Origin of the sequence: Massilia sp. CT11-137 (assembly GCF_047302885.1) — a bacterium.
In the GTDB taxonomy this organism is placed as follows: domain Bacteria; phylum Pseudomonadota; class Gammaproteobacteria; order Burkholderiales; family Burkholderiaceae_D; genus Telluria; species Telluria orientalis.
In genome coordinates this window covers 3,015,112-3,027,274 of record NZ_JBKYMP010000001.1, presented here as the reverse complement: position 1 = coordinate 3,027,274, position 12,163 = coordinate 3,015,112, and the positions used below count along the sequence as shown (strand labels likewise).

Sequence of the window (12,163 nt, the reverse complement as noted above, 5' to 3'; positions counted from 1 at the left end):
CAGACAACCATCCATGATCAAAAAATTCCTCGCTGCCGTAGTGATGACGATCTCCAGTGCAGCGGCCTTCGCCGTGCCGTTCGGATCGCAATCGGTGCTGGTGGTCGAAGACGACACCGGCAAGGTGCTGTTCGAAAAGAACGCCAGCACCGTCGCGCCGATCGCTTCGCTGACCAAGCTCATGACCGCCATGGTCGTGCTCGATGCCCACCAGGACATGAACGAGCCGATCGAGATCGAAAAACAGGACGTCGACATGCTCAAGCACAGCTCGTCGCGCGTGCCCGTCGGCGCCACCATTCCGCGCCGTGACGTGCTGCAGCTGGCCCTGATGTCGTCGGACAACCGCGCCGCCGCCGCACTGGCCCGCACATACCCGGGCGGCATCGACGCCTTCCGCGCCGCCGTCAAGCGCAAGATCGCCGCACTCGGCATGACCCAGACGGTCATCGAGGAACCGACGGGCCTCTCGCCGAACAACCGCTCGACCGCCGCCGACCTCGTCAAGATGGCGACCGCGGCATCGAACTACGCGGAGATCACCCGCATCACGACGTCGTCGAAGGACCTGATCAACATCAAGGGCCGCGAAGTCGAATACCACAACACCAACCGCCTCGTTGGCGCCAAGGGCTGGGACATCGGCCTGTCGAAGACGGGCTACACGCAGGAAGCGGGCCGCTGCCTGATCATGCGCGTGAAGGCGGCCGGCAAGAACGCGACGATGGTGCTGCTGAACGCGGGCGCCTCGTCCGTCCGCATCCTGGACGCCCTGAACATCCGCCGCCACGTGCTGGGCGACGCCGGCCCCGTGGCCACGCGCGCCGTGGCGACGGCCGACGGGTCCCCGCGCGTGCGCGCTTCCGCACGCGGCCCGCGCATCCGCGCCACGGCCGGCGGTCCGCGCATCCGTGCAACGGCCGGCGGCACCACGCGCCGCAGCCACAAGCACGTGACCGTCACGCGTCACCGCCGCCATCGCTGAGCGGGCGACCGATATCAATACCGAAGGCCGGGACGGGCGACTGTTCCGGCCTTGTCATTTGCGATGCCCATGAACCGTACCCGAATCCTCGCCGCCGGCGCCGGCGGCACCCTCCTCGTCGTGGCTGCCACGAGCTTCGCCAGCCCCTGGTGGACACTGAACCGCCTGCGCGCGGCCGTGGAGCGCCACGATGCCGAGGGCGTCTCCGCCCAGGTCGACTTCCCTGCCCTGCGCGACAGCGTGAAGAGCCAGCTGCTCGGGTCGATCGCCCGCGACGCGGGCACCAATGCCTTCGCCGCGATCGGCCAGGCCTTCGCACGGGCCGTCGCGGATCCGCTCGTGGACGCGATCGTGTCGCCGGCCGGTGTCGCCGCCATGGTCGAACACGGCAAGGTATCGATCGGCAATCCCACCCGGGACGCCGCGACGCCCGCCGCGGAGCCGTCACGCGACAAGCCGCCGCAGCACAAGCCGCCGCAGCACAAGCCGCATTATGCGCTGCACTACCGCGGCTGGCGCCATTTCGCCGTCACGGCGGAGGACGGCGGCAGCTTCGTGTTCCGGCGCGACGGCCTGTGGAGCTGGAAGCTGGCGGGGATCGAATTGCCGCGCAACTGAGAACTCAGCGCGACTTCAGCTGGCGCACATGGCCTTCCAGTTCGGCGAAGGTCGGGCGCTCCGTGGCCGAGATGACCTTGCGGCCGAATTCCACGGCGATCGTCGGCGCATAGCCGTTCATCGAGGCCAGCAGCGTCACTTTCACACATTGCAGCGCCTTGACGACTTCCTGGTGGCGCCGGTGCAGCAGGCTCCCGAGCGGCGCGACGAGGCCGTACGACAGCAGGATGCCGAGGAACGTCCCCACGAGCGCGGCCGCGATCAGGCCGCCCAGCTCCGCCGGCGGCCGGCCGATGGACCCCATCGTGTGCACGACACCCATCACCGCGGCGACGATGCCGAACGCGGGCATGCCATCGGCCAGCTTGTGGATGGCCTGCACGGGGATGTCGGCGTCTTCCTGGTACGTGGCGATCTCGTTGTCCATCAGGTTTTCCAGCTGGTAGCTGTTCATCGTGCCGGACACCATCAGGCGCAGGTAGTCCGTGATGAATTCCATCAGGTGATCGTCGAGCAGGATGATGCGGTACTTCGTGAAGACGGCGCTTTCGTACGGCGCGTCGATCTCGTTCTCGAGCGCCATCAGCCCTTCCCGGCGCACCTTCGTCAACAGGTCGAACATCAGGGCCATCAGCGCCATGTACAGCTCGCGGGTGTAGCGCGAGCCGTGGAACAGCATCGGCAGGCTCTGCCACGTGAGGCCGATCGCCTTGCGGTCGTTGGCGATGACGAACGCGCCCAGCGCACCGCCGAAGATCATCAGGAGTTCGTAGGGCTGGAACAGCGCGGCAAGGTGCCCGTCCTGCAGCACGAAGCCGCCGAACACGGCCAGCAGCACGATGATGAAACCCGCGACGATCAACATGATAATGCCCCGATAACTATTCCCAGAACGCAACTTTAACATTGTTGCCACTGAGAAAGCAAAGGTTGTGGTGAGAGTTGGTCGATAGGTTGCGATATGGCAGGATGTCGGGATGCCAACGAAATTCGTCGCGTTCTTTCGCAATCTCAATCTGGGCCACCCGCCGGCGCCGACCCGTGCCGCGTTCGAGGCGGCATTTGCGGACGCGGGCGCTGTCGCCGGCGTGGCGCTGCCGTCAACCAACCCGAGGGGCGATGTGCGCGTGGTGAGCTGGCATGACGGGATGCTGCTGTCGCTGACGTACAAGCTCGGGACCAGTGCGGGGAGTCCGAACGCGTTCGTCGAACGCACCCTGGACGTGCCGGCGACGACCCGGGTGTGGAACACGGTCGTCCGGCTCGTCCGCAAACATGCCGCTACACCGGATCCTTGACGACCCGGTCGACGTAGCACCAGCCCCACGTCTCCCCGTGCTCCTTCGAGCGGATCACGGGGTGTCCCATCGCATGGAAGTGCTTCGTGGCGTGCTTGTTCTTCGACTGGTCGCAGCAGCCGACGTGGCCGCACGTCAGGCACACGCGCAGGTGCACCCACGTGTCGCCCATCCGAAGGCACTCCTCGCAACCGTCGGTATTGCCCTCGCGGGTCACGATGTGATGAAAGTGCGTGCAGTCGTTGCTCATGCCACCTCCTTATTGTTCGATCATTCCCCGCAATCCGCTCGCCCGGCGCGTGCGGCGCAGGATGGCTTCGCCCAGCACGGCCGGCCCCGGCGTCGTCAGGGTGAACTGGCGGCTCGCGCGCGTGATGCCCGTATAGACTAGCTCGCGCGCCAGCACGGCGCCCCCCTCTTTCGGCAGGGCCAGCACCGTGTGCGCGAATTCCGAGCCCTGCGATTTATGGACCGTCATCGCGTACGCCGTCTCCACGTGACGCAGGCGCGTGGCCAGCACGCTGCGCACGTTGTCGCCTTCCAGGAACCACACGCGCAGCGAACCGGGACGCGCCGGGTCCGGCAGCGCGAGGCCGATGTCGCCGTTGAACGTGCCCGTCGGGTAGTCGTTGCGGGTGACCATGACGGGGCGGCCCACGTACCAGTCGCCGCGCACGATCAGGCCCGCGTGCGCGAGGCGCAGTTCGATGGCCTCGTTCAGGCCTTCCACGCCCCACTCGCCTTCGCGCACGGCGCACAGCACGCGGAACGCTTCGAAGCGCTGCAGCACGGCGCGGACCCAGTCTTCGTGGCTTCCATGGCCTGCGCTGCCGGCGCGCAGGAGTTCGAGATACGGGCGATAACCCTCGTTCGCCAGCTGGATCACGTGGTGCTGGTGCGCGTGGTCGATCCAGCGCAGCACGCCGGCCGCGTCGGGTGCGCGCAGCGCGGCGGCCGCGCCGTCGACGTCGCCCGCGTTGACGGCCAGCGCCAGCTTGCCGATCGGGCCGCCGAAGCGGCGGCTGTGGCGCAGCATCACCGTCTGCTGGGCGAGCGGGCCGCCATGGCCTTCATATTCGGCCGGGATCGTCTCGCCGCTCGCGGCCCGCACGTACGCGAGCGTGTCGGCGTCGTAGCGCCCGGCCTGCGCGTCGTGGCACAGATCCCCCAGCACGGCGCCCGCTTCCACCGACGCCAATTGGTCCTTGTCGCCGAGCAGGATCAGCGTGGCGCCCGCGGGCAGCGCGTCCAGCAGCGACGCCATCATCTCCAGGTGCACCATCGACGCCTCGTCGACGATCAGCACGTCGACGTCGAGCGGATTGCCGCGATGATGCGCGAAGCTGCGCGTGTCCGGACGCGCGCCCAGGAGGCTGTGCAGCGTGCGCGCGGCGCCCATGCGCGTCGTCAGCGCGCGCAGCGGCAAGGCGCCGCCGACGCGGTCGGCCAGGTCGGTCAGCGCCTTGTCGATCGACTGTTTCAGGCGCGCCGCGGCCTTGCCCGTCGGGGCGGCGAGCGCGATGCGCTGGCGCGCGGCGTCCGGCGCCGTCGCGAACAGCAGCGCCAGCAGCCGCGCCACCGTGTACGTTTTACCGGTGCCCGGGCCGCCCGTGATGATGGCGAACGCGCCCCGCAGGGCGACGGCGCAGGCGATGCGCTGCCAGTCGGGCGTCTCGCCCACACGCTGGGCGCCGAACAGCGCTTCCAGCCAGGTGTGCGCCTGGTCGATGTCGACGTCGCGGCGCTCCTGCGCGCGTGTACGCACGCACGTGGCGACGAGGGTCTCGTCGCGCCAGTAGCGGCGCAGGTACAGGCGCGTGTCGTCCAGCACGAGCGGCTGGTCGTAATCGAGGTCGCCCACGCGCCACACCTGGTCGCACGTGGCCAGTTGCGACATCCACCCCTTCACGCCGCGCGGCAGCGGTTTCGCGGCCTTCGCCAGCGCCTTCCAATCCTCGTCGGCCCAGCCGAGCAGCGCGGCCGGATCGCCCACCAGGTCGTCCAGCAGCAGGCAGCTGTGACCCCGTCCTTCCAGTTCCGACAGCACGAGGGCCGCGAGCAGCAGCGGCGTCGATTTCGCGCACGCGGCCTCGCCCAGGCTCGCGACGAAGCGCGCGAACACGCCGGACAGGCGGCGCAGTTCGCCCGCCTCCGTCAGGCGCTCCACCTCGGCCCAAAAGGCGCTGGTATCGATGACGTCAGGCTTCATGCGTCTCCTTTCCCAGCAGGCGATCGAGGCCGTCCAGCAGTTCCAGGTCCGGCTCGATCAGGTAGCAGCCGTGCGTGGCCGGGTTGCCGATCCCGCGCAGGAACAGGAACACGGCGCCGCCCAGGTGCTCGTGCGGCGAATAGTCGGCGCCGAGACGCGCGCGCAGCAGGCGGTGCACGGCCAGCATGTAGATGGCGCCCTGGATGTCGTAGCGGTGCCCGGCCATGCCGGCCGCCATCGCGGCCTGCGTGTACGCGGCGTCGCCCGGTCCCAGCGCATTCGATTTGTAGTCCAGCACCCAGTAGCGGCCGTGGCATTCGAACACGAGGTCCGTGAAGCCCTTCAGCATGCCGTGCAACTGGCGCTCCGGCAGGATCGGACGCGGCGTGTTCCCCAGCATGCGTTGGCGGCACAGGCGGTCGAGCGCGGCGACGTCCAGCTGGCGGCTGGGGAACCAGAATTCCATCTCGGCCAGCGGCGAATCGAGGTCCGCCAGCGCGCAGCCGACGGGCGGCAGCGGCGTGACGGCGACCATGCGCAGCCAGGCCAGCGCATCGTCGACGCGGTTGCCCCAGCCGGCGCGCCGGATACGCTGCGCGACTCGAGCCTGGTACTCTTCCTCGTCGATCTGGCCGAAGCCTTCCCGAGCCATCCATTCGAGCTGCTCGTGCAGGAAGTTGCCGGGGCCGGCGCCGCGCGGGAAGCGGTGCCACGGCGCGTCCTCGCCGTGCGTGACGGGCACGACGCCCGGGTCCTCTTCCTCCAGCAAATTCTCTTCCTGCGGCCGCGTGGGCGGCGCGACGGCAACGGTGTTTTTCGTCAGCGACGTGAAGGAGCCCACGGCCCAGTTGCGTTCGAAGCGCGCGGCGAACCGCGGCGGCTCGACGAGCTCCGGCCGCACGTCCTGCCTTGCCAGCCGCGTACAGCCGTCCGGGCTCGCCAGCGCATGCAGTTCGATGCCGTCGACGTCGCCGCGCAAGTGTTCCCAGCGCTCGCGCACGGCGGCCGCGGGCACGGGTGCGCCGCCCGTCAGCAGATAGCCCAGCGCCGATTCGTGCAGCTGGTTCTCGCCCTTCTTGCGCGCCGCGACGGCGGCGACGCCGAGCCACAGGAAATGGCGCGCCCGCGTCAGCGCGACGTACAGCAGGCGCAGGTCTTCTTCCAGGCGCGCGCGGTCGACGGCTTCCATCGCCGCGTCGGACAGCGCCAGGTCGATGCGGCGCTCGCCATCGTCTTCCACGTATTCGAAGAATGCGCGGTTGCGGCGGTCCGTCTTGCGCGCGGTGACGGCGAACGGCAGGTACACGAGCGGATATTCCAGGCCCTTCGATTTGTGCACCGTGACGACTTTCACCAGTTCCGCATCCGACTCCAGCCGCAGCACTCTTTCGTCGCCGCCCTCGCCCACGCCTTCCACCTGTTCGGCGAACCAGCGGATCAGCGCCTGTTCGCCATCCAGTTCGCGGCTCGCTTCCTGCAGCAGTTCCGCGAGGTGCAGCAGATTCGTCAGGCGCCGCTCGCCGCCCGGCGCCGCCAGCAGCTTGGCGGGCAGGCCCAGTTCGTGGATGAAGCGGCGCAGCATCGCCAGCACGCCCTGCCGCTGCCACGCCTGGTGCAGCGATTTCAGTTGTTCGACGCGGACTTCCCACGCCAGTTCGTCGCTCGCGAGCTGCGCCAGTTCCGCCAGCGGCAGCGCGCACGTCGCGGTCGCGAACGCGGCGCGCGCGAGCGTGACGTCGAGCGGATTCGCCACCGCCTGCAACCAGCGCAGCACGTCGCGCGCTTCAATGCTTTCGACGACGGAGTCCTGGTCGGACAGGTACACGCTCGCGACCTTGCGCTGCACGAGCGCGCGCCGGACGGCCGCCGCCTCGCGCCGGTCGCGCACGAGGATCGCGATATCGGCCGGCATCAGGCGGGCAAACCGCCCGGCATCGTCCGCGAAGCCGACGCGCGGATCGTTCAACAGCCGGACGATGTGTTCGGCGCAGTGCTGCGCGAAGAATTCGCGGTAGTCGTCCGCGCGCAGGTCCTCGACCTCCGCCACGCCGACGGCCAGCGCCTGGAACGGCCCGTCGACGCCAACCAGCTGCTGCTTGCGGCCCGCCGCGTCGACGGCGTCGAACGGCAGGGGATTTTCGTCGCCCTTGCGGAAGCGGAAGGCGCCCGCCGCGTAATTTCCTTCCGCGTGGCGGAACAGCTGGTTGACGGCGGCGACGAGCTGGCGCGTCGACCGGTAGTTCGTGCCCAGCTGGTAGTGGCGGCCGTGCGTGGCGCGACGCGCCGACAGGTAGCTGTGGATGTCGGCGCCGCGGAAGCCGTAGATCGACTGCTTCGGATCGCCGATGAGGAACAGGCCGCGCGCCGGATCGTTGTCGGCCACGCGGTACAGCAGGTCGAAGATGCGGTACTGGTCGGGCGACGTGTCCTGGAATTCATCGACCATCGCCACCGGGTACTGGTCGAGGATGCGGCGGCGCAGCGCCTCGCCGTTCGGTCCCTCCAGCGCATCCTTCAGGCGCGCCAGCATGTCGGCGAAACCGAACTGGCGGTTGCGGCGCTTCAGCTCCGCCATGCGGTGCGCGATGGCGCAGGCGGCGTGGCGCAGCAACGCGTGCGACACTGGGGCGATGGCGTCGAGCCCCTCTTTCAACGCCTTGGTGTGCTCGAAGCACTCGGGGATCGGCGCGCTGTAATCCTTGCTGAACGCGTCGAGGATGCCGTCGGGTGTCAGGCGGGTCCACGATGCGTCGGTGAGTTGCGGATAGTGGGCTTGCGGGTCGTCCGCCCAGCCGCGCAGCGCATCGAACGCCTTCGCCAGCGAATCCGGACGCATCTTGTTGCCGTTGAACGCCTTCGGATTCACGCTGCGCTGCGCCGCGATCCACGATTCCATCGCATCGGCGCGCGCCTGCCAGCCGTCCTTCAGCCGCTTCAACGCATCGCGCTGCTCGCGTTCCGCGTCGGCGATGACCGCGCCCAGCGGCCGCTCGCCCAGGTTGCCGATGCGGTCGTCGATGCGGCCCGCGCGCTGCACCAGCTCGCGCACGGTCCGTTTCAGCGCATCGACGTCGCTCCAGCACGACAGGAGGCTCGCGAGCGCCGCGCCGGACAGCGGGTACACGTGCTGGCGCCAGTAGTCGTGCGCCGCATCCTCGAACAGCGCGCGCTCGTCGCCGACGAGCTCCTCGTCGAACAGGCTGCCGCTGTCGAACGCGTGCTCGCGCAGCATGCGCTGGCACCACGCGTCGATCGTGAAGATCGCCGCCTCGTCCATCGTCTCGGCCGCGAGCACGAGCCGGTGCGCGGCCACGAGCCGGGACGCCTCGTCGTCGTATGCGTCGGCCAGCGCTTCCAGATAGGGATCGTCGGGCTCGATCTCGCCGCGGAAGCACGCCGCCGCCTGCACCAGGCGCTCGCGCACGCGGTTCGACAGCTCGCGCGTGGCGGCGCGGGTAAACGTCATGACGAGGATCTCGGGCGGCATCAGCGGACGGATAAAACCGTTGTCGCCGCCGTGGCCCAGCACGAGGCGCAGGTACAGCGCGGCGATGGTCCACGTTTTACCCGTACCGGCGCTGGCCTCGATGAGGCGCGAGCCGTGCAGCGGGAAGCCCAGGGCGTCGAGCAGTTGGCTCATTGCTCGCCTCCGTCGAAGCGGGTCACGGTCACGCCGTCCTTCAGCCACGCGACCAACGGGCCGTACAACGCTTCGGCCACGAGCGGCCAGCCGCCGGCCGCGCGCAGCAGCGCGAATTCCGGCCACAGGCGCGCGAGGCACGGGTCGGTGACTTCGCCGTCGATCTCGAAGCCGCCGTCATACGTCTCGCGCGCATCGCCGCCGGAGAAGTGCGCGAGCGCCGTCTTGCATGCGACGGGCAGCGGCCGGTCGAGATTGGCGCGCCACAGCGTCACCAGCGTCTCCAGTTGCGCGAGCGCCTGGCCACGTTCCAGCGGCGCCATCGCGAGGCTCGCGTCGCGCGCGACGAGCACGCCGCCCACGCGCTCGCCCATCGCGGCGGCGGCCAGCTGGCGCAGCCACGGGCCGATCAGTTTGTCGCCGCGCGGCTCGCCCTTGCGGTCCAGCACCTTGGACGACATCTGCAGCAGCCACACGGTGTCCTCGTCGTTGCTGCGCAGCCGGTCGATCCAGTCGTCGACGCGCAGGCCGCCCGCCTCCACGCCGACGACCAGTTTCGGCGCCGGCTTCGGATAGCGCGCGCCCTGCGCGAGCCAGGCGCGGCGCACGGGCACGAGGTCGTCGACGAGCTGCTGCTGCCATTGCCGGCCCACGAGGCCGATCGGCAGCACGCCTTCGCGCGCGAGCCGCGCGGCGCGCGTCTCCAGCACCTGGCGCACCTCGTGCGGCGCTTCCGGCGTGCCGCTGTCGTCCAGCAGCGTGTCTTCCAGGAAGTAGCGGTCGAGCGCATCGAGCGAGAACGGTTCCTCGTCCTCGCCGACGACTTCCAGGTCCGCGAACGTCACGCCGAGGCGGCGGCGGAAGAAGTAGCGCGCGGGCTGGCGCAGGAAGCTCGCCAGCTCGCCCAGCGTGAGCCGGTAGTCGGCATCCAGTTCGAACGGCGGCAGCACGTCGTCGCCGACACCGGAAGCGTCGGCACCGTGCGCCGACCGCCACTCGCCCGCATACGTGAGCAGGCCGCCGCGCTCGAAGTAGCGGCGCGAGAACGGCTGCAGCGCGTGCACCGTCGTGCGCTCGGCCAGGTCGAGGTCCCAGCCGGCGGCGAGATAATCGCGCAGCTGCGACACGAGCACGGACGCCGGCTGCTCCGTGTTGTCGCGCACGTTGCGGCCGACCCAGCTCACGTACAGCTTGTCGCGCGCGGCCAGCAGCGCTTCCAGCATCAGGTAGCGGTCGTCGTCGCGGCGCGAGCGGTCGCCCGGGCGGCTCAAGCCCGGCAGCGCCAGCAGGTCGAAGTCGGACTGGTGGCCGCGGCGCGGGAAATCACCATCGTTCATGCCGAGCAGGCAGACGACGCGGAACGGCACGGCGCGCATCGGCATCAGCGTGCAGAACGTGACGCCGCCGGACACGAACTGGTGCGACAGCGCCGGCTGGTCCAGCTGGCCGAGCCACGCTTCGCGCAGGACTGCCAGCGGCACGGGTTCGTCGAACAGCGCGTTCTCGCAGATCTCCAGCCAGCATTGCAGCGCTTCTTCCAGCTGGTGCAGCATCAGGCGGTCTTCCTCGTTCGTCGCGCGGAAGAACCTGGCCAGCAGCGCGCGGGCGCAATCGCCCCACTCCATCGGCGTCTGGACGCGGTCGAGGTCTTCGCGCCACGCGAGCAGCGCTTCGACCAGTTCCGCCAGCGAGCCCGCGAGCGCCGCATCGAGGCCGCCCACTTCCGGATACGGCTCGATGTCGCGGAAGCTCGCGCCGTGGCCCGTCGCATAGCCGAGCAGCATGCGGCGCACGCCGAACAGCCAGGAATTCTGTTCGCCGGCCGAGCCGAGGCCGAGTCCCGCGCGGTGGCGCTGGTCCAGGCCCCAGCGCACGCTGGCGCCTTCGATCCAGTGGCCGAGGATGGGCAGGTCGGCTTCCTCCAGGCCGAAGCGGGCGGCCAGCGCAGGCACGTCGAGCAGGTCGCGCACCTCGCTCTGGCGGCAGCGCTGCTGCGGCAGGCGGAGCAGCCATTCCAGCGCCACGAGCAGCGGATTCACGCTGCGGTCCTTCACGTCGCCGATCTCGAACGGGATGTAGCGCGGATCGCTGCGCTTGTGCTGGTCGAACACGGCGTGGACGGCGGCCGAGAAGGTCTCGATGTCCGGCACCATCACGACGACGTCGCGCGGGCGCAAGGCGCCTCGCTCGTTACCTTCGCGCTCTTGCGCGAACCACGACAGCAGCTGGTCGTGCAGCACTTCGACTTCGCGCTGGGCGCTGTGCGCGATGTGGAATTCGATCGACCGGTCTTCCGCCGGCGGCGGCGTGTGCGGATGCTCCGGGAGCGGCAGCAGGTCGCGCACGGCGGCCTGCACCTGGCCCAGCAAAGTCTCGCCTTCTTCGTCGGAGAACAGGTCGATGCGCAGGTTGCCGAATTGCGCGCCCTCGCCATTGTCGAATTCGTCGAGCATGCGCACGAAATCGCGGCCCTGCCGTCCCCAGCTCGCGAGCAGCGGATGGCTGTGCGCGTGCAGCTGCTCGACGGGGATCTCGGACAGGTCGCTGCCATTGCGGTGCTGCTGCCGTTTATAGGCGGCGCGCAGCAGTTCGCGGCCTTCGATGATGTCGCCCCAGTAGAACCGGCACGGGTTCGGCACCGCGATCAGCACCTGCGTGTGGCGCGACAGGCCCGCCATCGCCTGGATCGTCTGGTACGGCAAGGTCGACATGCCGAACAGGATCACGCGGCGCGGCAGGCGCAGCACGGGTTCGCGGTCTTCCGTCACGGCGGCCATGAATTGCTGGTGGATCGTCGCGCGGCCGGACCAGCGGCGCTCCGGCGGCAGGCTCGCGTGGATCTCGCGCCAGAGCTGCGCCTGCCAGCACTGGTCCGGCGCCAGCGGGATCGGCTCGCCGCCCGCACGGCGCAGCTGGTCGCGGTCGTCGGCCCAATCCGTGAGCCAGTCGGCGCGGTAGACCTGGTACTGGTCGTACAGGTCGGCGAGACGTTCGGCCAGCTGCAGGCGGCGCTCGGCGTCGCCGTCGGAGAGGAAATGGCGCAGCGGTTCGAATTTATCCTTTTCCAGCAGCTCGGGCAGCAGGCGCATGAGGCGCCACGTGAGCGCATCCTTGTCGAACGGCGAACGGCGCGGCACCCGTTCCGGCCCCAGCATGCCGCGGTAGGCCTCCCACTGGAAGCGGGCCGGCAGCGCCACGCGCGTGGCCGCGCACACGCCCAGCTCCTCCGCCAGGGCGATCTTGAGCCACTCGGCGACGCCGTTCGACTGGACGAGCATGATCTCTTCTTCCAGCGGACCGAGCGGATTGTCGCGCAGCCAGTCGAAGACGGCGGCGCGCAACAGCTCCATCTGGTTGCCGTGCAGGATGAGGAGGCCGGGGCGGATCGGGGATGGCATGACGGGACGTGGCGA

The 12,163-nt window shown here is 69.5% G+C and carries 8 protein-coding genes; 3 read left to right on the top strand and 5 right to left on the bottom strand.

From position 1 onward, the window contains the following. Positions 1–13 precede the first annotated feature (13 nt). Together ACEN98_RS13725 and ACEN98_RS13720 are read left to right on the top strand one after the other, a co-directional pair. Complete coding sequence (locus ACEN98_RS13725) at positions 14–985, top strand: serine hydrolase (RefSeq protein ID WP_413385172.1); 972 nt, start codon at positions 14–16, stop codon at positions 983–985. A 69-nt stretch (positions 986–1,054) separates the two neighbouring features. After that, the gene (locus tag ACEN98_RS13720) at positions 1,055–1,603 is read left to right on the top strand and encodes a DUF2939 domain-containing protein (RefSeq protein ID WP_413385170.1); all 549 of its coding nucleotides are present in this window, start codon (positions 1,055–1,057) and stop codon (positions 1,601–1,603) included. Between the two features lie 4 nt (positions 1,604–1,607). Here the strand turns inward: ACEN98_RS13720 and motA are convergent, their stop codons facing one another. Then, positions 1,608–2,468 (bottom strand): flagellar motor stator protein MotA, encoded by an 861-nt coding sequence (gene motA / locus ACEN98_RS13715; protein WP_413345008.1) that lies wholly within the window; start codon positions 2,466–2,468, stop codon positions 1,608–1,610. 112 nt (positions 2,469–2,580) lie between these two features. On the opposite strand from motA, the gene ACEN98_RS13710 reads away from it, so the two are divergent. Next, on the top strand, positions 2,581–2,901 hold the full coding sequence (locus ACEN98_RS13710) for a hypothetical protein (protein WP_413385168.1): 321 nt from the start codon (positions 2,581–2,583) through the stop codon (positions 2,899–2,901). On the opposite strand, the gene ACEN98_RS13705 is transcribed toward ACEN98_RS13710, so the two are convergent. The 4 genes from ACEN98_RS13705 to recC are packed head-to-tail and all read right to left on the bottom strand — an operon-like array spanning position 2,885 to position 12,148. Continuing rightward, positions 2,885–3,151 (bottom strand): UBP-type zinc finger domain-containing protein, encoded by a 267-nt coding sequence (locus ACEN98_RS13705; RefSeq protein WP_413385166.1) that lies wholly within the window; start codon positions 3,149–3,151, stop codon positions 2,885–2,887. The genes ACEN98_RS13710 and ACEN98_RS13705 overlap by 17 nt on opposite strands. Positions 3,152–3,160: 9 nt before the next feature. After that, positions 3,161–5,110, bottom strand: coding sequence for an exodeoxyribonuclease V subunit alpha (gene recD, locus ACEN98_RS13700; RefSeq protein WP_413385164.1), 1,950 nt, complete (start codon positions 5,108–5,110; stop codon positions 3,161–3,163). After that, positions 5,100–8,750, bottom strand: coding sequence for an exodeoxyribonuclease V subunit beta (recB, locus tag ACEN98_RS13695; RefSeq protein WP_413385161.1), 3,651 nt, complete (start codon positions 8,748–8,750; stop codon positions 5,100–5,102). The genes recD and recB overlap by 11 nt, the downstream gene beginning before the upstream one ends. Continuing rightward, a complete protein-coding gene (gene recC, locus ACEN98_RS13690) occupies positions 8,747–12,148 on the bottom strand; it encodes an exodeoxyribonuclease V subunit gamma (RefSeq protein WP_413385159.1) in 3,402 nt (1,133 codons plus the stop codon). Before recC ends, recB begins: the two co-directional genes overlap by 4 nt. Between the last annotated feature and the right edge of the window lie 15 nt (positions 12,149–12,163).